This window comes from Paenibacillus sp. 01T443, assembly GCF_056398325.1.
In genome coordinates, this window is record NZ_JBFTPE010000001.1 from 460,055 (window position 1) to 483,433 (window position 23,379).

Sequence of the window (23,379 nt, forward strand, 5' to 3'; positions counted from 1 at the left end):
TTTATCTATGCTCTAATCGCTTCTGGACGCTCCAGCACGAAGCTGTGATGCGCTGCTTCGCTTAGATCAGCAGGGCTCGAGTCCAGCACTCGTACGAGTTTTGCACGACATTCGTTAACTCCGGCTTCCGTAATTTTGACACGGCATAGCTTGCCGATCAGTTCTTCAGAGCCGTCAAATACGACTTGAATATAGTTATCCGTATAACCCATGACAAGTCCCGTTCCGGGCGCACCCTTATAATCACGCTCCGGAATGACGTCAAGCACTTGGCCTACATACTGCTTGGCATACGCAAGCTGCATTTTCTCGGACAAGTCGATCAGCTTATGAACGCGCTCGTTTTTCACTTCGTCATCCACCTGCTCATCCATTCGGGCAGCTGGCGTACCTGTACGTTTCGAATAAGGGAACACATGCATTTCGGCAAATTTCAGTTCTTCCATGAATCGGAAGCCTTCTTCGAACATCTCTTCCGTTTCGCCCGGGAATCCAACGATGACATCCGTCGTTATGGCAACGCCAGGCATCGCTTCATGCAGTCTTTTAATTTTTGCTGCAAACTCAGCAGTCGTGTATTTCCGGCGCATCCGTTTCAATACGGAGTCTTCTCCGGCTTGAAGCGGAATATGCAGATGACGGCACATTTTACTGGAGCGATTCAGAACATCGATCATGGCATCGTCGATTTGGCTGGCTTCAATGGAGCTGATCCGAATCCGCTCAAGACCCTCTACCTTATCTAAATCCCACAGCAAGCTCGTCAAATTATAGTTTTCCATATCATCGCCATAACCGCCGGTATGAATGCCCGTCAAGACGATTTCTTTGTAGCCGGAAGCAACAAGCTGTTTCGCTTGCTCCAAAACGCTTTGCGGCGCGCGGCTGCGCGAAAGTCCGCGTGACCAAGGGATGATGCAGAACGTGCAGAAATTGTTGCAGCCCTCTTGGATTTTCAAAAAGGCACGTGTGCGCTCAGAGAAATCCGGAACATCCAGCTCCTCGAAATCACGGGTCTTCATAATGTTCCTTACAGCATTAACTGGCTTACGATCACCGTGAATTTGATTCACGAAGGTCATAATTTTATCACGATCCTGTGTTCCGATTACAAGATCCACACCCTCGATAGCCATAATCTCAGCTGGAGATGTTTGAGCGTAACAACCTGTCACTGCAATCACAGCGTCTGGATTACGACGGACAGCCCGTCTAATAATTTGACGGCTCTTCTTATCTCCCGTATTAGTTACCGTACAGGTGTTGATCAAATATACATCTGCGGTCGCTTCAAAATCGACCTGCTCATAACCTTCATTTTTGAATAGCTGCCATATCGCTTCTGTGTCATAGAAGTTCACTTTGCAGCCCAGCGTATAAAATGCGACTGTTGGCATAGTTGTTACGCTCCTCCCATTTCTCCGGATTCATATAATAAGCAGGTTAATCCTACGATTCCCGCTGTTTCCGTTCTTAATATTCGTCTGCCTAATCCGACTAATATGGCTCCTGCCGCTTCAGCCTCTGCTGCTTCACGATCGGTGAAACCACCTTCAGAACCGACGATAAGCAGCACTTTCGGATGGTTGACCGCGTCACCGCGCCCAGTCCACTCCTGAATCGCAGATCGGATTCCTCTGCCATGGGCAAGATGCCCTTCGCGTTCATAGCAAAACAACACCAAATCGAAGTTGGCTGTCGATTTTATCAGGTCGCGCCAGCTGTGCACCGGCTCAATTTCAGGAATGCGGCTGCGATGTGCTTGTTCCGCAGCTTCCTTCGCGATCTTGCTCCAGCGCTCGATACGCTTCGCTTCCTTCTTGGCATCATACTGCACAATCATTCGTTCTGACTGAAAAGGGATAAACGCGAAAGCGCCGATCTCCGTGCCCTTCTGAATAACAAGCTCCATCTTATCGCCCTTCGGCAGGCTCTGCGCAATGGTTACATCCCATTTCGGCTCACTATCCGCGTCCAGCATCTCGACAATTTCAGCCTTTATAAACAAAGGAGTAGCCTCTAAAACAGCGACGAGCGCCGTCCGGGACTGTCCATCGCTGACGATAAACTTATCACCCGGCTTCGTTCGCATCACCCGGACGGCATGATGCGCATCTTCACCAATTATGCGGACATTGGAGTCGCCAAACTGCTCCGCCGCTACAAAATATCGTTGCATTGTTGTTTTCCAACCACCCTTAAACAAATTCCATCCTTCATAATAGCATGTTTATCTTCCATAAATCTATCAGAAAGGGTTGCCAGCTTATACATCCAGTGAATGGACGGAGCATGGCTATCTCTAGAAAAACAATTCATAAGCCATTCTTAATGTGTTGCTAGCCATAGTGTTCCCTATCGACAAGATCGGGTCCAACGTAACACGGCGAAGTGGCGGAATAAACACGATAAGCAGGAAGATGAACATTCCCCATTGCACGTTCTGATCCATTTTATACCGAATTTTAAGCGGCATAAGATCAGCGATGATACGATATCCATCGAGCGGCGGCAATGGAATTAGATTAAATATAAATAACAAAAAATTATAAGAGATAAAATAACTGAAAAATCGTTGGATCGCAAGACTTACGCCCGGCGAGCTTGATTCCATTACACCCGCTGCATCTAGACCAACATAAATAAATACGCCAATAATGCCTAACAGCAAGTTGCTTAACGGTCCTACGACCGTTACAATGATGCTCATTAATCGCGGACTGCTGAATTTACTCGGGTTAACCGGAACCGGCTTAGCCCATCCGAAGCCAGCGATGAGGATCAAGAGTGTACCTAAAACGTCCAGATGCACTCGCGGATTAAGCGTAACCCGACCGGCATTGTAGGCGGTGTCATCACCGAATTTATAAGCACTATAGGCATGGGCGAACTCATGCACTGTGAATGCAATAATCAAGGCTAATACGATAAACGGCAAATCTTCAAGCGGAAATCGCAAAAAGCTCTGTAAATCCATTAAATCACCTGCGGCTTTCTCGCTACGAATGCGATCCAATCCTCATCGCGGCGCTTCTCGATAATTTCAAAGCCTGAACGAACCAGTCCTTCTTCCACATCGGTCTCTTTGTTTTTGTATACGCCGGAAGCAATATAAATGCCATTTGGTTTTAGAGCCTCGTATACATCGTCAACGAAGAGCAATATGATTTCTGCCAATATATTAGCAACAACTAAATCTACGGGTACTGTAACTGCGGTGGAAACTAGTGCGGAGACGTTCCCTTCCCCTGCTTGGCCTCCCTTGATTACGCCGAGCAGGTCGCTCAGCCTAACTTCTACTTGCTCTGAAAGATCGTTAAGCCTTACGTTCTCAGTTGCACTGGTTACGGCAATTGGATCAAGGTCAAGCGCAAGCACGCTCTTAGCTCCCAAACGGCATGCGCCGATAGCGAGAATGCCAGATCCGGTTCCAACATCAATAATTTCTTCTCCGCCGCGGATCACGGATTCAAGCGTCTGCAAGCATAGCGCTGTCGTAGGGTGTGTTCCCGTTCCGAACGCCATCCCTGGATCAAGCTCAATAATCCGCTCATTAGGGCCTGCCTCGTATACTTCCCATGTCGGCTTGATTGTCAGCGTGTCCGAAATACGAAGCGGCTTGAAATACTGCTTCCATGCTGTAGCCCAATCCTCATCGTCAACCACAAGCGCCGAGTATTCCACGTCACCGGGATCGATATCGAATTCCCGAAGCTCTTCTACACGCGGTCTGATCGCCGCAATTAGCGCATCTGTGTCTGTGTCTTCTCCAAAATAGCCCTTAATAATCGCTTGGCCTTCTGGAATATCATTAAGCGGAAGCTCATACCATTGCCCAAGCGATGTATCGCGCTGCTTGCTCAATGTACCCGATTCTTCGATAGATACGCCTCCTGCGCCGAGTTCATGCAAAAAGTTCGATATCATCTCTTGTGCTTCTTCCGTTGTTGAGATCGTAATTTCATGCCATTTCATATGTAATATCCTCCAATAACAATCGTAAACGGCCATTGCCGACCACAATCGGCTAGACAAACGTTTCGCTTTAAAAACCTAACATCTATTGTACACCAGAGTAGTGCCTTTACACAAAAAAATGATACAATTGCTCAGATTCTCAAATGTTGCCGTAACGTCAAAGAGACTGCAGGCATAAAGCCTGCAGTCTCTTTATTGTTCATTCAAATGGTTCATTCAATATCGTAGATGCATTTCCGCCTATTTGCGAAATAAGATGCAGCGCACGATCCGCTACGCTCTCATCGACGGTTGCCGTCAGCAAGCCGCTATCCAGCAAGCCGCTCACTTCAATGACACGCAAGGCTTGCAGCTTACGCCATGCCTCCTGAGCAGCACCTTCACCCTCAAAGGTCGCTTGAATTTCAATTTGACTCATTATTCCTGCTCGTTACGTTGATCGGCTGCAGCAGCACGTTGTGCGGCTTTGCGATCAGCTTCGTCAGCAAGCTCTTCGGAAAACTCCACATCCTCATTTTTTCCTACGGGCAAGTTACCAAAGTTTTGCTTTTCCAAGTTATTATTATTCTCTGCCATTGTTAAATTACCTCCGGTTTTTGTAGATGTATGGTTTTCCTACCCGAATAGAATATGTTTGTCCGACAAAATCTATACAGGCCAAAAAAAGAAAAAAAAGACGTGCCGGGTTATTCACCGCGGAACGCCTTTTTCATTTTTTCAAATATAGATTCATGATGCTCCTGGTCGTTCGAAACCGCATCACCGCTTAATCCGCCAAACTGACGAAGCAGCTCCTTCTGATCGTCCGTTAGGCTTGTCGGCGTAACGATGGTAACCTTCACATGCTGATCACCTTGACCGTAACCGCGCAGCTTTGGAACACCTTTGCCTTTAAGTCTAAAATACGTTCCCGTTTGCGTACCAGCAGGCACCTTAAGCTTAATTTTCTCTGTCAGCGTTGGAATCTCGATCTCATCGCCAAGCGCAGCCTGAACGAACGTAAGAGGAACCTCGCAATAAATATCATCGCCTTCACGCTCGAAAAACTCATGCGGTTTAACCCGAATGACAATATACAAATCGCCGGCAGGTCCGCCGCGAAGTCCGCCTTCACCTTCGCCAGACATCCGAATTTGCGCGCCGTCATCTACGCCGGCAGGAATTCGAATGTTGATTTTGCGTTGACGCTTCACTTTGCCAGCACCGTGACAAGTTGTACACTTATCTTTGATCACGCGGCCCGTGCCGCTGCAATTCGTACAAGCACGGCGGTTGACCATACGACCGAACGGTGTATTTTGAACAACCTCTTGCTGTCCGCTGCCCTTACAAACGGAACAAGTCTCCGGTTTCGTACCCGGTTTAGCTCCGTCACCATGACAGGTATCGCAGGTTTCTGTCCGCGGAATCGTAATTTCCGTTTCCTTGCCAAATACCGCTTCCTTAAATTCGACAGTCATCGTATATTGAAGATCGTTACCACGCTGTGGCGCGTTCGGATCGCGGCGTCCGCCGCCTCCGCCGAAAAACATGTCGAAAATATCGCCGAAGCCGCCGCCAAAATCAGCGCCGCCTCCGCCGCCCATGCCTTGATTCGGATCAACATGGCCGAACCGGTCATACGTCGAGCGTTTGCCGTCATCGCTTAAGACGTCATACGCTTCCTTCACTTCCTTGAACTTCGTCTCCGCATCCGCTGCCTTGTTCACATCGGGATGAAACTCCCTTGCGAGCTTGCGGTAAGACTTTTTAATTTCATCTGCCGAAGCGTCCTTGCCGACACCCAGCACATCGTAATAATCGCGTTTGCTTGCCACCTGTTCTCACCTCCGCTATCTATCATATGATTCCTTGTGCCTTTGCGCACGAAAGGAGGTCAAAGCCAGGTAGCGCCTGTCTTTGACCTCTCGCTCGCTACACTTTATTTATTGTCGTCAACCACTTCATAATCGGCATCCACAACATTATCTTTTCCTTTAGCCGAGCCAGCTTCAGGCTCTGCGCCTTCGCCTGCTTGCGCAGCTTGCTCATAAAGCTTAACGGAAAGCTGTTGAACGATTTCAGTCAACTCTTCAGCTGCTTTATTAATTTGTTCAAGATCGTCAGTTGCAAGAGCTGCAGTTACTTTTTCTTTAGCAACATTCGCTTTTTCAATTTCAGAAGCATCCACTTTATCGCCAAGATCTTTAATCGTTTTATCAACGGAGTAGATCAATTGGTCAGCGCTGTTTTTAGCTTCTACGAGATCGCGACGTTTGCGGTCTTCTTCAGCGTTCAGCTCAGCGTCCTTCATCATTTGATTAATTTCATCCTCACTCAAGCCGCTGGAGGAAGTGATCGTAATTTTTTGGCTCTTGCCTGTTCCTTTATCAAGAGCAGATACGTTAACGATACCATTGGCATCGATATCAAACGTAACCTCAATTTGCGGCACGCCGCGCGGTGCAAGAGGAATATCGTTCAATGTGAAACGGCCAAGCGTTTTGTTTCCTGCTGCCATCGAACGCTCGCCCTGCAATACGTGAATTTCTACGCCCGGTTGATTGTCCGCGTAAGTAGAATACACTTGCGATTTGCTCGTAGGAATCGTCGTGTTGCGATCGATCATTTTTGTGAACACGCCACCTGCAGTCTCGATACCAAGGGACAATGGAGTTACGTCAAGCAATACAACGTCCTTCACGTCGCCAGTGAGAACACCCGCTTGAACAGCTGCGCCAAGAGCAACAACCTCATCCGGGTTAACACCTTTATGCGGATCTTTGCCGATCAATTTTTTAACAGCTTCTTGTACGGCAGGGATACGTGTAGATCCGCCTACAAGTACAACTTTATCGATATCGTTGGAAGTCATGCCTGCATCGCTAAGCGCTTGACGAGTAGGTCCAAGCGTACGCTCTACGAGTGCAGCAGCAAGCTCTTCAAATTTTGCGCGGGTAAGGCTAAGCTCCAAATGCTGTGGAACGCCATCAACCATTGTAATAAACGGAAGCGAAATTGCAGACGTCAGCGTACCGGAAAGCTCTTTTTTCGCTTTCTCAGCCGCATCCTTCAGACGTTGAACAGCCGCTTTATCCTTGGAGAGGTCAATGCCTTGATCCTTTTTGAACTCAGCAACCAGATGATCGATAATGACTTGGTCAAAATCATCGCCGCCTAGCTTGTTGTCACCGCTTGTTGCTTTAACTTCGAAGAATCCATCGCCAAGCTCAAGAATGGATACGTCAAAAGTACCGCCGCCAAGGTCATAAACAAGAATCGTTTGGTCTTCTGTTTTCTCAAGGCCGTATGCTAGTGCAGCAGCCGTTGGTTCGTTTACGATACGTAGAACTTCAAGTCCTGCAATTTTACCAGCATCTTTTGTTGCTTGGCGCTGGCTGTCGTTGAAATAAGCCGGAACCGTAATTACCGCTTGCGTTACCGGTTGACCTAAGTATGCTTCTGCATCGGATTTCAATTTTTGCAAAATGATTGCAGAAATTTCTTGCGGCGTATAATCTTTATCGTCGATTTTTTCTTTGTGATTTGTACCGATATGGCGTTTGATCGAGCTGATCGTACGATCAGGATTCGTGATCGCTTGACGTTTTGCCGTTTCACCGACAACACGCTCGCCATCCTTTTTGAAACCTACTACTGAAGGCGTTGTACGGTTGCCTTCCGGGTTAGGGATAACGACAGCTTCGCCGCCCTCCATTACTGCTACGCAAGAGTTTGTTGTACCAAGGTCAATACCAATTACTTTACTCATAGCTATTGTTCCTCCTAGTTCGATTTGTATTTTAATGCGACATCATCTGACTGTGTCTCATTATCTTATAAAATCATTGCAGCTTAGCTGCTAACTTTAACCATTGCAGGTCGCAAAACCTTGTCTTTCAATATATAACCTTTCTGTACCTCTTCCACTACAATACCTTCTTCATGCTCATCGGAATCGACTTGCATAATGGCTTGGTGGAATTCCGGATTAAAAGGCTCGCCGACAACGTTCATGGCTTTCAGGCCTTCCTGCTCCAGCGTTTGCTCTAATTGGCGGAAAATCATATCCACACCTTTCGCAAGTGATTCAAAATCACCATTGACGGAGGCAGCGGCAACCGCTCGTTCAAAATTATCTACAACCGGCAGCAGCTGACCGATCAGCTTCATCGATGCGTACTGTCCGAGTTCTTCTTTTTCCTTCATTGTACGGCGACGGAAATTGTCGAAATCCGCTTGTGCGCGCAAGAAACGCTGTTGACTTTCATCTGCTTGCTTCACAAGCTCCGCATACCGCGAATCCTCTTCTTGGCCTTCGCCTGCCGGTTCCTCGGATGCTTGATCTGATTGCTCAGCAGATACTACTTCTTCCGCAGCTTCAACCGCTTCATTTTGTTGCTCTTTCGTACTCATGCAATCACCTCCTTATAAATGACGAAAAAAACTTGGCTTTATATGCATTGGCATAAAAACTATTTATACCAGCGGCCCAAAAGAACCGCCATATCTTTGGAGATCATATCCAAGAGACTGATGACTTTGCCGTATTCCATTCGTGTAGGTCCCAGAATGCCGATCGTTCCCAGCGATTGGCCATCAATAGCATAGGTTGCCGTAATAAGACTGCAATCGCTAATTGCCTTATGGTCATTCTCTGTCCCGATACGTACTTGTATACCTGACGGAAGACCGGTAAACATTTTCATTATAGCCGGGGTCTCGTCAAGCAAATCCAAAATCGTTTTTACTTTGTCAACATCCTTGAACTCAGGTTGGGTAAGCATGTTTGTCGTTCCACCGAGGAAGATCCGATGCTCATCTTCATTCTGCAGCGCATGATCCAGTACCTGAAGCAGCTGCTCATAGTGATCAACATGCCGTTCAAGTTCTTGCCCAACTTCAGTGTAAAGCTTTGACCTTAAACGGATCAACGGAACCCCTACCAGCCTCGTGTTCAAAATGTTCACGACCTTTTCCATATCCTCCATTTTGAGGCCTTCTGGAATCGAAATCGTCCGATTTTCAACATGTCCGGTGTTGGTTACGATAATGGCGACTGCCGAAGTTTGGTCTAGCGGCACAAGCCCAAAATGCTTCAACGAAGTGCTGAACATTTCCGGTCCAAGCAAAATGGATGTATAGTTGGTCAAATTGGACAGGATCATCGCAGTTTGCTGGATGACTTGCTCCATTTGATTCATTTTGTCCGTAACGAACGAGCGAACCATACCAATGTCGTTTTCATCCACTTCACTGAGCTTTACTAAATGGTCGACATAATAACGATAGCCTTTGGTCGATGGGACACGTCCTGCTGACGTGTGCGGCTGTTCAAGGAATCCCAGCTCTTCAAGATCCGCCATTTCATTGCGAATCGTTGCGGGACTGAATCCAACGTCGCCGCGCTTCGAAATACTGCGTGAGCCGACTGGTTCAGCCGAGCGAATATAATCATCCACAATTGCATGTAAAATCATCCGTTGTCGTTCCGTCAGCATTCGAATTCCCCCTACCTAAATGTCTTAATCGTTATTTCAGTTTACCTTCGTTAGCACTCAATCGAATCGAGTGCTAATCATTACTACAAAAATACCAAACCAACTTGTCGATTGTCAAGTCAGTTCGGCATTTTTGTACGTATTCATCCTATACTTTATGCACTCTGCCTGCTTCGTCTACTGCAAATTTCTCTTTTCTGACTCGTTTCTCGCCTTGATAAAGCTCTACAATCCGATTCGGAGAAGCTGTATCATCTATAATTACTTTCCAGCCGTTTGTGTTTAGCAAAGCAAAAACCTCATCGTACTCCATCGCCTTAAATCCGTAAAACCCGCTTAAGCCTGCCCACTTCTTTAGCAGCACGGTAGTAACATGCTTAAGCTTATCTTCAACTGCTATCAATTGCTCATTCTTTTCGCTCATCATTATTTCTCCTCTATATTACAATAAACACCTACAATGACTATATACCAAAACGCATCTTATTACTATCAACACCTATGACATTCCCAAGATCCTACCATTCTGCTATTCAAATGGCTTGCTCGGTTTTCACTGCACAAAAAAACCACTTCTCCATTACTCATCCTCATGAGCTGATGGGAAAGCAGTTTAAATGTTGGAGCATGCCAATACTGTTTGCTCGTTATTTAGCTCAGCATCTTCATTACAGCTATCTCATCACAAGCAAGCTGTTTTGGACAATTGACGCAATCTTTCCATACCTTTTCCGGAAAAATTTCCTTTTCGACAACTGTAAAGCCATTTTTTTCAAAAAAAGAAACGGCATACGTTAATGCCATGATTTTCGGAATTTGCTGTTCTTTTGCTTGTTCGATAAGAGCATCGACCAATTTGCTTCCAATGCCGACTCCTTTATAGCCCTCTGACATACCCAGTGAACGAATTTCCACTAAATCCTTGCCAAGTCTCGTCAGGGAACCGCAGCCGACAACCTCATCCCCGATCTCCGCCACAACGAATGTATCTATCATATATTCGAGTGCTTCCCGAGTGCGAGGCAGCATAATGCCTTTCTCGGCATAACCTTTAATTAATTGAAACAACGTCTCGATATCATCTGTTGTCGCTTTTCTGCATACTACTTGTACTGCCTGCATTAGTGCCCTCGCCTCCACCCGGTGCATGTTCAAATTCAATATGAATAAATATACAACACAATGAATTTTATCTCAAGAGAATTTTTGTCGGTTTATCCGATGAAAGCTCCGAAAACTTCATTGCCGAGCAGCACGCCTTTGTCAGTCAACCGGTAAATCGTGTCATCCTCGGTACTCTCGGCCTCCAGCAGGCCGTCATTCATTAATTTCTCAATAATACCGCCAAATTTCCCCTCCAGCGTTTGTCCCGAGAATTGTTTGGAGAAACGAGACGCAGGGACACCTTCGAGCAGTCTGAGACCTACCATCATCAGATCTTCCATCGCCTCAGCTTCCGGCACCTCGAATTGTTCCAGTCGAGGTAGCTTCGATGCCGCAGCTTCGATATATGGCGTAATTCCTTTGAGATTAACATGACGCATCCGATTCACATAACCATGGGCACCCGCACCCAAACCGTAATAAGGCTCATTACGCCAGTAGGTGGAATTATGGCGGCTCTCATAACCAGGCTTTGCAAAATTACTGATTTCATAATGCGCGTAGCCGTTTGATTTCAACATATCCATGAGCAGAATGAACATATTAAATTCCTCTTCCTCTGGAGGCAAAGGAAGCTCATTGCGTTCATACAGCTTATGGAATAAGGTGTTTTCTTCTACCTTCAAACTATAGATCGAATAATGAGGCAGCCCAAGTTCCATCGCCCTATTCACGCTGTCTCGCAGCAGTTCTACCGTTTGACCGGGCAAGCCGAACATCAAATCGATAGATAAATTACTGAAGCCTACTTTGCGGGCATTTTCAATGCTGCGGTAAACATCCTCCACATTGTGGATTCTGCCGATACGCTCGAGCAAGCTGTTGTCAAAGGACTGCACGCCAAAGCTAATGCGGTTGACACCGCCTTCTTTCATCGCTGTCAGCTTATCGATATCCGTTGTTCCCGGATTGGCTTCCATAGTAAATTCAACATCCGGCGCAAGCGGAAAATACTTGCGGACAGCCTTCAAAAACCGCTCCATTTGAGGGGGCGTCAAAACAGTGGGCGTTCCTCCGCCAACAAACACCGTATCGATTTCAATAGGAGGCCATTCTGCTACCGTACGCTGCATTTCCATTTCAAGCGCATCCAAGTACTGATCAACGGGCTGCCCCTTCAATACGTAGGAGGTAAAGTCGCAATAATGGCATTTATTCGTGCAAAAAGGTATGTGTATATATAAAGCGCGTGGTGATTGCATGATGGTCATCGGTCGTTTTCTCCTTCAAGCGTAAACGGTTGATCCCGCGGCAAAGCGGCAAAGACCACGTCTCGCATTGAAATATAAATAAAATAATGGCTAACTGGAATAGAAAAGAGGGAGAGCTGCGCTCTCCCTCATCCTCGTACGTCTTAGTCCTCGCCGATTTTGAGTACCGCCATGAACGCTTCCTGCGGCACCTCTACACTACCTACTTGTTTCATTCGCTTCTTGCCTTCCTTCTGCTTCTCAAGCAGCTTCCGCTTCCGGCTGATATCGCCGCCGTAGCATTTGGCAAGAACGTTTTTACGCATGGCTTTTACCGTTTCACGAGATATGACTTTGTTTCCGATGGATGCCTGGATAGGCACCTCGAACATTTGGCGCGGGATCAGCTCTTTCAGCTTTTCGCAAATCACCTTGCCGCGTTGGTATGCACGATCACGGTGAACGATAACGGATAACGCATCCACCTGCTCATTGTTGAGCATGATGTCCATTTTCACCAAATTGGATCTGCGATAGCCGCTAATCTCGTAGTCGAATGAAGCATAACCCTTCGTGCTTGACTTCAACTGATCGAAGAAATCATAAACGATTTCGGATAGCGGAACGTTGTAGGTAAGCGTAACGCGATTCGTATCCAAATACTCCATGTTGACGAATTCGCCGCGCTTGTTCTGGCAAAGCTCCATAATCGCTCCTACATAATCATTCGGCACGATAATGCCTGCTTTGACAAACGGCTCCTCAACGTAATCGAGTTTACCTGCTTCCGGGTAATTCGATGGATTATCAATCTCCATCGTTTCACCGTTCGTCAGCGTAATTTTGTAAATAACGCTTGGCGCGGTCGTAATAAGCGGAATATTAAACTCCCGTTCAATTCGTTCTTGAATAATTTCCATGTGGAGAAGGCCAAGGAAACCGCAGCGGTAGCCAAAGCCGAGCGCTGTTGAAGATTCCGGCTCATATCTGAGTGAGGCATCGTTAAGCTCCAGCTTCTCGAGCGCATCTCTTAAATCATTATAATCCTGCGTTTCAATCGGATACAGTCCGCAGAATACCATCGGATTGATCTGGCGGTAGCCAGGCAAGCGTTCCGGCGCAGGACGCTTCGCTTCGGTTACGGTATCGCCGACACGCGTATCCTTAACATTCTTGATGCCCGCAACGATAAAACCGACATCGCCGACCGCCAGTTCTTTAACGATCGACATACGCGGCATGAAAGCTCCTACCTCGATAACCTCGAATTCAGCTCCAGTTGCCATAAAGCGAATTTTCGAGCCAGCTCTGATGCTTCCGTCCATAACCCGAACATAGACGATTACGCCTTTGTACGGATCATAGTGGGAATCGAAAATAAGTGCTTTGAGCGGCTGATCCGGATCACCGGTCGGTGAAGGCATTTTAGCGACTACCTGCTCCAAAATTTCCTTGATGCCGATACCGGCTTTCGCGGAAGCAAGCACAGCATCGCTCGCGTCAAGACCGATGACATCTTCGATTTCCTGTTTTACCCGTTCAGGCTCGGCGCTTGGCAAATCGATCTTGTTGATAACCGGAACGATCTCCAGGTTGTTGTCTAAAGCCAAATAAACATTGGCCAGCGTTTGAGCCTCAATACCTTGTGCAGCGTCAACTACGAGCAGCGCGCCTTCACAAGCCGCCAAACTTCGGGAAACCTCGTATGTAAAATCGACGTGTCCTGGCGTATCGATCAAATTGAGTATATACTCAACGCCGTCATCCGCAATATAAGCTAGACGAACGGCTTGCAGCTTGATGGTAATCCCGCGCTCCCGTTCCAGATCCATCTGGTCAAGCACTTGCTCTTGCATCTCGCGAGAAGACAGCGCGCCGGTAAATTCTAAAATCCGGTCAGCAAGGGTCGATTTTCCGTGGTCTATATGCGCGATAATGGAAAAATTCCTAATTCTCTTTTGTCGGTCACGTACGTCAGTCATGCCTAACCCCCACAATTTCCAATAATGCTAATCATTCCTCCTATTATATCAGTTAAGGGGAATACCAGCAATGTTCATTATCACTTGGTCAAACCGTCAAAGATCGAAACGACCATCCGAATGCCTTCGCTCGACATATTTTGCAGCAATCCTGATGTTGAATCCGCTATTCGATTCACGGCCGGCTGATCATTCTGGAGCGGTACGCCTGGCAAGCGTTCATTTAATTCCGGCGATTTATCGGCAGTCTCGGACGGATTTTCGGAATCCACCCCCGAAGCAATCCGCTTTAATTCCTCAAGTTCCTTTTCGAGCTTGGCTATTTTTTGCTGCTGCTCCGTCTCGAATGTCTCGACCGGGGTCACGGTCACCTCGGGCTGCAAAATTTCTGTATATTCATCCGCACCTTCAATCGGCCCATAGATTCGCTCAATGCCATGTGAGGACATATCAATTCCGTACATCACGATTATCGCCAAAGCGCCTCCTAGCACTGTCCATTTCAGCGCATTAGATTTCATTTGCTCAACCTTCCTTTCTTTTAAACAAAAATAACGCTAGCTCGCCTTCCCTTTGCCTGCCGACGCCTTCTCTTCCTCCCAATAAATGTCCGAGATAACTTCCGCGAGCGCATCCGCAGTCCGATAGGACTCCTCTAGCGTATTGTCTACGCCACCAACTTCGATCAGCACATTGTCCTCGGCAAGCGATTGATTGTATTCCGCGTTGCCGGATGCGGCAGTTTTCCCCCAAATCCCGCGCGATATACCCGGGTATTTTTTATCCAGCGCTTCATGTATTTTGGTTGCGAATGCTTCGTTCTTCTCCCAATTCGGGTTTTTATGTCCGATGATAAAATAAACCTGTGCATAGCTTTTCCCATCAATATCGATCGTCGTATATTTCCTTTTTTGCGAATCGCGGTGAAGATCAAAGAAAAATTTCAAGTCCTTGCTGCTCGCGATCGCTTCCTTTATGGTTTTCATCGAATATTTATAGGATAATTCCCATCTGTAATTTTTAATGGCTGTAGGATAATCCGTGTCGGAATGCTGTGCGCCGACCCCTTCTTCCTCCAGCTTCTCCGCAAGCCGCTTGCCGACCAGCGTAATGTTTTTTGTGCTGGAATTAGGATCCTTCGATTTATCCGTCAGCTCGGGATACCAGGATTCGCGATTATGCGAGTGGTATACAAAAACCACCTTCGAGCCGCCAGTCGTCGGTTTCTCCGTTCCCCCTTTATCACCGGAGTCATTGCCGCCGTCATCCGTTTCGTCCGGCTTTTCCGTTGAAACAGGCAGCTGATCAGGATCCTTGTCCGTATTCGATCCGCCGTCTGTTACATCGGTGCCATCCCCCTCTTCTAGACCTCCTAGCGGGTCATAGGTGATAGGAGCGTTATCCTCCGGCCCTACAGCAGTGTCTGTTCCGATGCCTTTGCGGATGAGGAAAGCGTCATTTGCGCTCAAGCCGGGCAGCTCGCCCGCAAGCAAGCTCATCGGATCATTTGGATTAATATCTGTCAAAGCTCGCATCAACAAAGAACTAATCTGCTTTGTCGTGAAGGACTCGGTTTCCCGGCTGCTCTGAAAAGCAGGCATTTCCATCTCTAGCATATCCCCAAAAAACCCGCTGGATACAGCAGCAGCGAATCCTTTCATCGAATTGACCGGTGACGCGGTCGTTTGCTGATGCGCCATGCCTGCAACGCCCAGCATGACAAAAAACACCATAGAGAAAAAAGAGAGCAACGCGAACGTACGTCCCGTCACTAGTAAATGTCTCATCCGTTTACTTTCTCTTCCTAAATCAAGCAGCATGATCTTTCGTTTCATAAGCTGTCATACCTCCCGCTTTTTTGTAACAGTGGCTTTAGTTACTACTAATCTATGAGAGTGATAGAGTTCATAGAACCCCGGCCAAATGAAAGAATCGGAAGTAATAGATTCGATATTCAATAAGGAGTGTATTGAAACAAATACAAAAGGCTGTCCAAAAGCTTTGTCAGCTTCTAGACAGCCCTCGCTGTAAGTACATCTATTTGCGTTTAATGCGTATAAGCAGCTACATTGCTTGAATCTACGGCCTCATGAAGCGATGCGTTTAGGCCGCTGGCAATGATATTTGCGATATCTTCAATGAATTCATCGATTTCCTTAGGCGTAACCAATAGATCATGACCCAGCGGACTTAGTACTTCCCTTACTAGCTGCAGCCGCTCGTTTTCCTCCATCTGGTTGACCAAACCTAAAATATGATCGGAATTGGCATTTTGTTTATTAAAATGGCTGCTCATCATTTCAAGCGTGTTATTCACGATTGTTGAAGCATACACAACCGTGGGAACGCCGATCGCTATAACAGGCACGCCTAAAATCTCTTTTGTCAGCCCTTTCCGTTTATTCCCGATGCCTGATCCCGGATGAATACCCGTATCCGCAATTTGAATCGTCGTATTAACACGCTCCACAGCCTTGGATGCAAGCGCATCGATGGCAATGACGAGATCCGGCTTCGTTTTTTCAACGATGCCGTGCACGATCTCGCTGGACTCAATACCCGTAATGCCCAGCACGCCAGGCGCCACTGCGCTTACAGGACGATAACCAGGCGCGACTTGATCGGGCATCAGTTCAAAATAATGACGGGTAACCATGACGTTTTCTACGACGATCGGCCCCAGCGCATCCGGCGTAACATTCCAGTTTCCCAAGCCTACGATCAGGACCCGTGCGGTTTTACTAATGGAAAGCCTTTCGAGGAACGCTTCAAAATGTTTAGCGAACTGCGTAGCCACACGATCCTGAAGGACTGTATCTCCATTGCGAAGGCCCGGCACCTCAAGCGTTACATAGTGACCTTGCATTTTACCGATTGCCGCAGAGCCCTGCTCGTTTTGTACGTGAAGCTGTGTAATCGTGATGCCGTCATCTTCAGACGTTTCAGATTGTATGCCCGGAATTGGACCGCCTTGGGGTGTTTCCGCCATTTCCTTAGCCTCAAGGGCCAAATCCGTTCTAACGTTGTATTTCTGCAAATCAAGCTCTTTCTCCACTGCTTATTCTCCCTTCAAACGCATGTTCTGAGGTTATTGTTTGCAGATGGTTTATTTTCATACTCTCGAAGCACCTTTGACCTTACGTATGCTTGTTTCGATGCCTCTCTTCCTGCTATTGCTTTTTGGGCATTGGCATGATAATATATTTTAAGTTGTGTTGTCTAGGTTTATTATGTCTATAGACCGTTGTAAACAGTTTAGGAGGTGAATTCCATGCCAAATATTAAATCCGCGATTAAACGCGTTAAAACAAGTGAAAAGCGTCGTGCTTTGAATGCATCCCAAAAATCCGCACTTCGTTCGGCCGTTAAATCTGCTGACCAAGCTATCGCTGGCACTGATGTAGACGCTGCTAAAGCAGCTCTTATCGCTGCAACGAAAAAATTGGACAAAGCAGCAACTAAAGGCCTGATTCATAAAAATGCGGCTTCCCGCAAAAAATCACGTCTTGCTAAAAGACTTAATGCCCTTTCGGCTCAAGCCTAAGCATGACACTTGTCTAAACGGCTAAGTCATCCTTTGGTTGATTTAGAACTGTTTAGCGCAGAAAAAGCTCCACCGCCCTTTATGGACGGTGGAGCTTTTTTTTTATAAATAGGAAATAAAAAGACATGGAACGAAGCGCTAAGCGCCCTTTTCCATGCCGAGTGAAAGTAAATAAAGCTCTAAACCGAGCGTTTTGTCAATGGCTCCCGTTTTCATTTGGTAGTCGAGATCAGCAAGCGAAGCGAGCAGCCTGCCTAGTCTAGGCACTTGAAACTTACGACTCTTCTCCGCTGCAAGCTTCACTGCATACGGATGCAAGCCTAATTGACCAGCCATTTGTTGAGGCGAGTATTGATGCTGTTCCAGCTCTTTGATTTGGAGCATGATTCTAAGCTGCCTTGCGATTAATGCAGCAATTTTTATTGGCTCCTCACGGCGTACGAGCAGCTCTCTGTACAGCCGGATAGCTTTATCAATTCGAAGCTCAGCTATCGCATCCACTAGCGCAAAGACATCCTCCTCAACGGTTGCCGCGGTCATTAGCGCAGCCGTCTCCACATCGATAGTACCGCCAGATCCTGCGTGCAAACAAAGCTTTTCCACTTCTTGCGAGAGCTGCTGCATGTTGGATCCAGCACGAGCGAGCAGCAGCTCGGCTGCATCGGGCGACATCGTCCTTTTCTGATCTGCTGCCCGTTTGATCATCCATTGCTTCAGCTGCGCCGCATCCAGCTCCGCGAACGGGATCAATGCATTACGCTCCTTCAGTGTTTTAACAAGCTTTCGCCGCTCGTCCAGCTTCTCTGCATTGACGGATATGACAATGATCGATGTCTCTGATGGGTACTCCATATATTGAATCAGCTTCTCGGGCCGATGCTCTAGCTTGCCGCCTTCCTTGCCGCCAGCGCACATAACGGTAGCGTCGCGGATCAAGATTAGCTTACGCTGTACAAAGAAAGGCGATGTCTCTGCTTCTAAAACCGCCTCTTCAATTGACGTTTCAGCCGTATCGAATTTTACGATCCCAAGCTCACGTTCCTCAGGTGAAAACATCGCTTCGGTCAACATATTAATAAAATGCTGCACACGGTAGCGATCCTTGCCGTACAACACGTAAATCGGACGGAAACGTCCGCCTTTGATTTCCTTTAATGCTTCCTTTGCATCCATATCTTCACCTCATTACGAGTATGTACATTTAAACGGCAACAAAGGGATGAGCCGTCTATAGGCTTCATCCCTTTGCCGAACATCTATATAAACATTCGCAGGCAGGTCCATGGTACCGCCCTGCGGATGGTCATACGACGTTAAGGCTTCGTCGCAGACACTCTCTATGCTAATACTATACGCAATAGCGGATGAATGTGTGCGGATTTCTCATAAAATAAAAAGTTGCAAAAAAGCTTTTAATTAACGCGCTGCTTTCTGTTCTGTAAAGGTTGAAAGGTCAATCTCATACTTTTCGATTGCCCCATTCTCTACATGAACCTCATAGGTCAGCTTGGAGCTGTCCTCGGACCAGATCAGATTTAACAGCTTGCCATTTTTACGCGGCGATGTGAAGACAAGGGATTGGTCGGCTTGCGCAACCACCTTAACCTTAAAGTCTTCTGCTTTAACGCCGTACTTGCTATCTGGAGAAATAACGGCCGACACGGATGAAATGCCAAATCCCGGATCGCCTGAGTCACCTGCGGAACCCTCTGTCGATTTTTTCCCTCCGTTAACAGCGAGGTCTTTGTCTTGTTCAGCTGGAGCTTCACTTTCGCTGTCAGAATTGCCGCTGCCAGCGCTTGTGTCAGAGTTCCTCATGGTATCCGATTTATTATCTGATGATTCTTCAGAAGTTTCTTGCTTGTTCATTGCTTCGGTTCGTACCTCTGCTGAGTAGGCTCCATCCGCTGTATCCTGCGAGCGTAACGCCACTCCTTCAGGCACTTCTTCTGCACTATTTGCTGCTGCTTCATTCGAAGCATCTGCCGCAAATTTACTTGCAGTGAAGTCCGGTATCGCACCCGGCTTATACGTAACTAAAAACAAGCCTGCTACAATACCAGCCGCGATAACGCCGCTCATGACGCGCAAGGATGGCCAGCGTCGTTCACGCTTCAAGCGGCGCGGCGCCAATTCCGTTGTTTGGAGCCCTGCAGGCTCATCCGTTTCATTCTGGCTAAACAGCTCGATCTGCTCTAGCTGAGGCATAATGGCGTCTACCAAGCTGTAGCTCGGCATTACTTTTGGCAAACTGGTAAGCTCGGCGGATAAAAGCTGTAGCCGCTCGAACATGGCTGCACAGTCCGGACACTGTCTAGTATGGCTCATCAAGACTTCAATCTCGTTTTCATTGAGATCGTCATCTAGCTGTCTTTGCATTAATTCCATCACCTCTTGACAATTCATCCCCGGACACCACCTTTCTGATAATCATGGAGTAACGTCTGCAGCTGTTGCCTAGCTCTGAATAAATAAGATTTTACCGTATTGAGCGGCAAATCAAGCGAATCTGCAATTTCATTGTAAGAGAAATCCTGCAAATATCGAAGGACGACAACCGCACGATGATGCTCAGGAAGCTTATCGATTGCGGCTTGAATGTCTTTAACAGCATAAGCCGACATTACCTCGTCCTCCACGTTCTGTTTTTCGTGGAATACCATGTCGTGCTCATCTATTGAGACGGTCGGTTTATTTCTCCGGAACTTATCAATGCAAATGTTGGTTACAATACGCTGAATCCATGTTTTAAATTGCGCTTTTTCTTCGTACGAGCCTATTTTGGTATAGATCCGAATGAGTGCTTCTTGTGCTGCATCTAAAGCATCCTGTTCATTATTTAATATATAATAGGCTGTCCGATAAACATGCGTTTCAATCTCTCGCAAAAGAGTAATTAAAGCGTCGCGATCTCCCGACTGAGCGGCTCTTATGAGCTCTGGCTCCACCACGAAGGATCCCCCTCTCTTGCAACCATTCTGACGAAATGGCTGCGGTAAAAGTTGCAGATGAATTTGAAATATTACTTTATTTTTTTTAGTAACAATTTCCAGTCAATCATTTGTCCCCTAGCGGAACGTGCTTCCAATCATTTTACTGGAATAAATCAACAAAAATAATCATTTCACGCTAATCGGAAGTTCCGAAATAAACTCCACATTAAAGGATACCAAATTTCGAGTACCCCGTATATAGAAACGGATGAATACTGAAAGAGTAAGCATCGCTGTCAATCTAACAAAAAAGAAATGCCACCAAAAAACTAGGCTCGGCGATATTAATAAATGTATACCTGCCATATCGGTATGGCAAGCTCACGAATTTTGCTAAATCGAGTTATTTTTTCATATACGTAAACAAACCTTGATCCGTCACGGTAAAACGAACATCCCCGTCTATGTCTGTCCTCCAAACAGCCGCCCCTGATTCTGTCAATCTTGACAAAACTTCGGGATTCGGATGCCCATAACTGTTCGTGGCTCCTACGGAAGCGACTGCCCCGATTGGATTCCAATAGGCCAACCATTCCTCGCTTGTTGAAAACCGACTTCCATGATGCGCAACCTTCATAATGGATACGGGGTTCTGCTCAGAAATTAACGGACCTTTTTTTTGTTCATTTCGGATGATCGAAATTTCTGTTTCCGAATTGATATCGCCAGAAAACAGAAAGGTCGATTGATAGAGCTGCACGGTCATGACCACGCTGCTTTCATTTTGTTCTTCCAGCGCAACGATCTGTTCAGGAGCAGAGGCATCCCCCAAAGGCCATAATATATTCAGTTCGGTATTTTTGTCCAGCTGATGCTTTATGCCTGCCCTAACGCTGTACATTGGAATTCGGAGCGAGATCGCCTGCTTCAAAAGCTGGCTCGCGTCCTCAGACTCCTTCACCGTACCGTTCCACCATATGCTGCGAACGGGTATCGTATCCAGCACCGCTTTTAAGCCGCGTATATGATCGCTGTCCAAATGCGAAATTACGAGAATATCGATTTCCTGCACACCCCGTTTCATGAGCAGCGGAACAAGCACCTTTCGGCCGACCTCAAACGGATCGCTGCGCTCCCTCCATTCCTCGCCGGGCTTCCGGTAGGAAAGCGTGCCACCCCCGTCGATCAAGACATGCTTGCCTCCAGACGTTCGGATATGTATTGCGTCGCCTTGCCCGACGTCAATAAAGTTCACCGATGCTTGCTTACCTAATAAATCAGGCTTATAGGCGTAGAAGAGCATCACCAGCAAAAGAAATGCCAGCACATATAAACAAGTGCTTAATTTTTTATTGCCTCCTTTGGCTAATTCATAGGTTGTTACTATCCCAAGAGGCTTCGTCAGCTCCAAATCTAAAACTGCTTCGTCATCGTGGGCTGCTCGATTGTCCGACCAAAGACTAATTACTCGGAAAAGGGCTCCGAGCAGCGCAAGCCAAGCCGCAACCCACCAAATTGGCGGCGTTGCCCATATCGTTCGCAGCGCATCTACCCGGGAGAGGTGATCAACAAGCGCAAAGGTCCAATCATTAGCGTAATGCGAGACATAGGCGAACAGCTTTCCGCCAGGCTCCCACGGTATTGCAAGTAAAAGGGCAACGGCCCCTAGCGGCATGACAATAAAACTGATAAAGGGAACGAGCACAAAATTAGCAGCCATAGATAAGATATGAAATTGATTGAAATAATAGATCGTGACTGGAAAGGACACGAGCTGGGCGACAAGCGTAACCGCGAACAAATCGAGCAGCGGCTTCCCCTTGCCCCAGTTTGGCATCGCTTTACGAACAGGCTGAACGCCGACAATCAAACCAATCGTCACGATGAACGAAAGCTGAAAGCTGACATTTTCAATAATGAAGGGATCGTATATAAGCATAAGCACGGCAGCTGCGGCAAGAAGATGTGTGCCGTCCTTCAGCTTTCCAAGCCGTGCTGCAAGCAAGCCTAAAACGGACATTAGGCCTGCTCGGATGACGGAGGGCGAAGCTCCTGCCAAGAGCACGTATAACGGAACCGAAAGCATCAGCATCAGCAGAATCCTCTCGCGGCTCATCCGCGCGAAGCGCAGCAAGCCGCCAAGAGCGTATAGAAATACCGCTACATGGAGGCCGGAAATAGCCAATATATGCGTAAGGCCGAGCCGCGAGAATTGCTGGAATTGCTCAGGATCGAGGTCCTCGCGAATACCGAGGACGAGACCCTTCATGTACCCGGACTGCGCGGACGGGTACAGCCTGTCCATCCGCGCGCCAAGGTAGTCGCGCGCGTTGTCGACGCGGCCCAGCAGCGCGGCCGCGGTCCACTTGGGGCCCGCCGCCGCTTCGACGGCGGCGGTGCCCTGCACCTTGAGCAGCCAGTGGATCCTTTGGCTGCTGAGGTAGCGGCGGTAATCAAATCCGCCGCTATTGGATGCGCTGGCCGGCCGCGTTAGCTCACCGGCCAGGCGCACACGGTCGCCGCGCTGCCACGCCGCGGCGATTGCCTGCTCCGGCTGCACAGCCAGCCGGACATGCACTACCAGCCGCTCGCGCACCACTCGCGCGGCGGCTTCTCCCTCCACGTGGACGCGGTCCGCCGCCACGCGAAACATTACGCGGTCGCCGTCGACCTCCACCGCTGATATGATCGTGCCGACCGCCTCCGCCGCATACGCAGCTCGCGGACCATCCGCCTCAGCGGCGGCGAGCAGCGACGGCAGCTCGGTCACGTTGCGCGCATCCGCCCACAGCCGCTGCCCTGCGGCAAGGCCCACTGCAAGTGCGCAGGCTGCCGCGAGCTGCCAGCTCGCCAGCCTGCAAAGCACGGCTGCCGTCCAAAGCAGCGCACCCGCGACCACCGCAAGCAAAACGCCGCGGCTGCTAAAACCCGCAGCCGCAGCGCTTCCCACGACAAAACAAATCGCAAACCAAATCAAAGGACGTCGATTCATCCTCAGCCCCCTCTCTTTCTCTCCTCTGCCTGCGAACCAAGCGTATGCGGCTGACGCAGTCCTTGCCGACAAAAGCTCGTTTCGCGGTGAAATATAAGCATCGTATACGATTAAAT

The 23,379-nt window shown here is 47.9% G+C and carries 22 protein-coding genes; 1 reads left to right on the forward strand and 21 read right to left on the reverse strand.

The window, feature by feature from the left end:
- Window positions 1-5 precede the first annotated feature (5 nt).
- The 17 genes from mtaB to gpr form a co-directional block, all read right to left on the reverse strand.
- Window positions 6-1,397: a tRNA (N(6)-L-threonylcarbamoyladenosine(37)-C(2))-methylthiotransferase MtaB gene (gene mtaB, locus AC1DLI_RS02245; RefSeq protein ID WP_477599209.1), complete on the reverse strand. Its 1,392-nt coding sequence runs from the start codon at window positions 1,395-1,397 to the stop codon at window positions 6-8.
- Between the two features lie 5 nt (window positions 1,398-1,402).
- Entirely contained in the window at window positions 1,403-2,179 is a 777-nt protein-coding gene (locus AC1DLI_RS02250) for an RsmE family RNA methyltransferase (RefSeq protein WP_477599211.1), read from the reverse strand.
- Between the two features lie 123 nt (window positions 2,180-2,302).
- On the reverse strand, window positions 2,303-2,977 hold the full coding sequence (locus AC1DLI_RS02255; protein ID WP_477599213.1) for a site-2 protease family protein: 675 nt from the start codon (window positions 2,975-2,977) through the stop codon (window positions 2,303-2,305).
- On the reverse strand, window positions 2,977-3,975 hold the full coding sequence (gene prmA, locus AC1DLI_RS02260) for a 50S ribosomal protein L11 methyltransferase (RefSeq protein ID WP_477599215.1): 999 nt from the start codon (window positions 3,973-3,975) through the stop codon (window positions 2,977-2,979). Before prmA ends, AC1DLI_RS02255 begins: the two co-directional genes overlap by 1 nt.
- Window positions 3,976-4,177: 202 nt before the next feature.
- Window positions 4,178-4,396 carry a hypothetical protein gene (locus AC1DLI_RS02265; RefSeq protein WP_308997866.1) on the reverse strand — a complete coding sequence of 73 codons (219 nt, stop codon included), beginning with the start codon at window positions 4,394-4,396 and terminating at the stop codon, window positions 4,178-4,180.
- The gene (locus AC1DLI_RS02270) at window positions 4,396-4,554 is read right to left on the reverse strand and encodes a YfhD family protein (RefSeq protein ID WP_308997867.1); all 159 of its coding nucleotides are present in this window, start codon (window positions 4,552-4,554) and stop codon (window positions 4,396-4,398) included. Before AC1DLI_RS02270 ends, AC1DLI_RS02265 begins: the two co-directional genes overlap by 1 nt.
- Window positions 4,555-4,664: 110 nt before the next feature.
- Window positions 4,665-5,795, reverse strand: a complete 1,131-nt coding sequence (gene dnaJ, locus AC1DLI_RS02275) for a molecular chaperone DnaJ (RefSeq protein ID WP_308997868.1) — start codon at window positions 5,793-5,795, stop codon at window positions 4,665-4,667.
- A 104-nt stretch (window positions 5,796-5,899) separates the two neighbouring features.
- Window positions 5,900-7,729, reverse strand: coding sequence for a molecular chaperone DnaK (gene dnaK, locus AC1DLI_RS02280; RefSeq protein WP_308997869.1), 1,830 nt, complete (start codon window positions 7,727-7,729; stop codon window positions 5,900-5,902).
- A gap of 83 nt (window positions 7,730-7,812) precedes the next feature.
- Window positions 7,813-8,373, reverse strand: coding sequence for a nucleotide exchange factor GrpE (gene grpE, locus AC1DLI_RS02285; protein ID WP_308997870.1), 561 nt, complete (start codon window positions 8,371-8,373; stop codon window positions 7,813-7,815).
- A gap of 59 nt (window positions 8,374-8,432) precedes the next feature.
- Window positions 8,433-9,458 (reverse strand): heat-inducible transcriptional repressor HrcA, encoded by a 1,026-nt coding sequence (hrcA, locus tag AC1DLI_RS02290; protein WP_477599219.1) that lies wholly within the window; start codon window positions 9,456-9,458, stop codon window positions 8,433-8,435.
- 148 nt (window positions 9,459-9,606) lie between these two features.
- Window positions 9,607-9,882 (reverse strand): hypothetical protein, encoded by a 276-nt coding sequence (locus tag AC1DLI_RS02295; RefSeq protein WP_477599221.1) that lies wholly within the window; start codon window positions 9,880-9,882, stop codon window positions 9,607-9,609.
- Between the two features lie 227 nt (window positions 9,883-10,109).
- A complete protein-coding gene (locus AC1DLI_RS02300; protein ID WP_308997873.1) occupies window positions 10,110-10,580 on the reverse strand; it encodes an N-acetyltransferase in 471 nt (156 codons plus the stop codon).
- A gap of 92 nt (window positions 10,581-10,672) precedes the next feature.
- The gene (gene hemW, locus AC1DLI_RS02305) at window positions 10,673-11,833 is read right to left on the reverse strand and encodes a radical SAM family heme chaperone HemW (protein WP_477599223.1); all 1,161 of its coding nucleotides are present in this window, start codon (window positions 11,831-11,833) and stop codon (window positions 10,673-10,675) included.
- 143 nt (window positions 11,834-11,976) lie between these two features.
- Entirely contained in the window at window positions 11,977-13,794 is a 1,818-nt protein-coding gene (gene lepA / locus AC1DLI_RS02310; protein WP_308997875.1) for a translation elongation factor 4, read from the reverse strand.
- A gap of 80 nt (window positions 13,795-13,874) precedes the next feature.
- Window positions 13,875-14,315, reverse strand: a complete 441-nt coding sequence (locus AC1DLI_RS02315) for a hypothetical protein (protein ID WP_477599226.1) — start codon at window positions 14,313-14,315, stop codon at window positions 13,875-13,877.
- A 36-nt stretch (window positions 14,316-14,351) separates the two neighbouring features.
- The gene (spoIIP, locus tag AC1DLI_RS02320) at window positions 14,352-15,629 is read right to left on the reverse strand and encodes a stage II sporulation protein P (RefSeq protein WP_477599228.1); all 1,278 of its coding nucleotides are present in this window, start codon (window positions 15,627-15,629) and stop codon (window positions 14,352-14,354) included.
- A gap of 212 nt (window positions 15,630-15,841) precedes the next feature.
- Window positions 15,842-16,783 carry a GPR endopeptidase gene (gene gpr / locus AC1DLI_RS02325; protein ID WP_374992137.1) on the reverse strand — a complete coding sequence of 314 codons (942 nt, stop codon included), beginning with the start codon at window positions 16,781-16,783 and terminating at the stop codon, window positions 15,842-15,844.
- A gap of 282 nt (window positions 16,784-17,065) precedes the next feature.
- On the opposite strand from gpr, the gene rpsT reads away from it, so the two are divergent.
- Entirely contained in the window at window positions 17,066-17,338 is a 273-nt protein-coding gene (gene rpsT, locus AC1DLI_RS02330; RefSeq protein WP_053376847.1) for a 30S ribosomal protein S20, read from the forward strand.
- A gap of 138 nt (window positions 17,339-17,476) precedes the next feature.
- On the opposite strand, the gene holA is transcribed toward rpsT, so the two are convergent.
- The 4 genes from holA to AC1DLI_RS02350 all read right to left on the reverse strand — a co-directional run bounded on the left by holA (window position 17,477) and on the right by AC1DLI_RS02350 (window position 23,263).
- The gene (gene holA, locus AC1DLI_RS02335) at window positions 17,477-18,511 is read right to left on the reverse strand and encodes a DNA polymerase III subunit delta (protein ID WP_477599230.1); all 1,035 of its coding nucleotides are present in this window, start codon (window positions 18,509-18,511) and stop codon (window positions 17,477-17,479) included.
- 243 nt (window positions 18,512-18,754) lie between these two features.
- A complete protein-coding gene (locus tag AC1DLI_RS02340) occupies window positions 18,755-19,744 on the reverse strand; it encodes an anti-sigma factor family protein (RefSeq protein WP_477599232.1) in 990 nt (329 codons plus the stop codon).
- A complete protein-coding gene (locus tag AC1DLI_RS02345; protein ID WP_053376850.1) occupies window positions 19,741-20,289 on the reverse strand; it encodes an RNA polymerase sigma factor in 549 nt (182 codons plus the stop codon). The genes AC1DLI_RS02340 and AC1DLI_RS02345 overlap by 4 nt, the downstream gene beginning before the upstream one ends.
- Window positions 20,290-20,674: 385 nt before the next feature.
- Window positions 20,675-23,263: a DNA internalization-related competence protein ComEC/Rec2 gene (locus AC1DLI_RS02350; protein WP_477599234.1), complete on the reverse strand. Its 2,589-nt coding sequence runs from the start codon at window positions 23,261-23,263 to the stop codon at window positions 20,675-20,677.
- Between the last annotated feature and the right edge of the window lie 116 nt (window positions 23,264-23,379).

Coding starts and splice junctions, on each gene's coding strand:
- mtaB (WP_477599209.1), bottom strand. CDS start 1,397: ATGCCAACAGTCGCATTTTATACGCTGGGCTGCAAAGTGAACTTCTAT.
- AC1DLI_RS02250 (WP_477599211.1), bottom strand. CDS start 2,179: ATGCAACGATATTTTGTAGCGGCGGAGCAGTTTGGCGACTCCAATGTC.
- AC1DLI_RS02255 (WP_477599213.1), bottom strand. CDS start 2,977: ATGGATTTACAGAGCTTTTTGCGATTTCCGCTTGAAGATTTGCCGTTT.
- prmA (WP_477599215.1), bottom strand. CDS start 3,975: ATGAAATGGCATGAAATTACGATCTCAACAACGGAAGAAGCACAAGAG.
- AC1DLI_RS02265 (WP_308997866.1), bottom strand. CDS start 4,396: ATGAGTCAAATTGAAATTCAAGCGACCTTTGAGGGTGAAGGTGCTGCT.
- AC1DLI_RS02270 (WP_308997867.1), bottom strand. CDS start 4,554: ATGGCAGAGAATAATAATAACTTGGAAAAGCAAAACTTTGGTAACTTG.
- dnaK (WP_308997869.1), bottom strand. CDS start 7,729: ATGAGTAAAGTAATTGGTATTGACCTTGGTACAACAAACTCTTGCGTA.
- grpE (WP_308997870.1), bottom strand. CDS start 8,373: ATGAGTACGAAAGAGCAACAAAATGAAGCGGTTGAAGCTGCGGAAGAA.
- hrcA (WP_477599219.1), bottom strand. CDS start 9,458: ATGCTGACGGAACGACAACGGATGATTTTACATGCAATTGTGGATGAT.
- AC1DLI_RS02295 (WP_477599221.1), bottom strand. CDS start 9,882: ATGAGCGAAAAGAATGAGCAATTGATAGCAGTTGAAGATAAGCTTAAG.
- AC1DLI_RS02300 (WP_308997873.1), bottom strand. CDS start 10,580: ATGCAGGCAGTACAAGTAGTATGCAGAAAAGCGACAACAGATGATATC.
- hemW (WP_477599223.1), bottom strand. CDS start 11,833: ATGACCATCATGCAATCACCACGCGCTTTATATATACACATACCTTTT.
- lepA (WP_308997875.1), bottom strand. CDS start 13,794: ATGACTGACGTACGTGACCGACAAAAGAGAATTAGGAATTTTTCCATT.
- AC1DLI_RS02315 (WP_477599226.1), bottom strand. CDS start 14,315: ATGAAATCTAATGCGCTGAAATGGACAGTGCTAGGAGGCGCTTTGGCG.
- spoIIP (WP_477599228.1), bottom strand. CDS start 15,629: ATGAAACGAAAGATCATGCTGCTTGATTTAGGAAGAGAAAGTAAACGG.
- gpr (WP_374992137.1), bottom strand. CDS start 16,783: ATGGCGGAAACACCCCAAGGCGGTCCAATTCCGGGCATACAATCTGAA.
- rpsT (WP_053376847.1), top strand. CDS start 17,066: ATGCCAAATATTAAATCCGCGATTAAACGCGTTAAAACAAGTGAAAAG.
- holA (WP_477599230.1), bottom strand. CDS start 18,511: ATGGATGCAAAGGAAGCATTAAAGGAAATCAAAGGCGGACGTTTCCGT.
- AC1DLI_RS02340 (WP_477599232.1), bottom strand. CDS start 19,744: ATGAATTGTCAAGAGGTGATGGAATTAATGCAAAGACAGCTAGATGAC.
- AC1DLI_RS02350 (WP_477599234.1), bottom strand. CDS start 23,263: ATGAATCGACGTCCTTTGATTTGGTTTGCGATTTGTTTTGTCGTGGGA.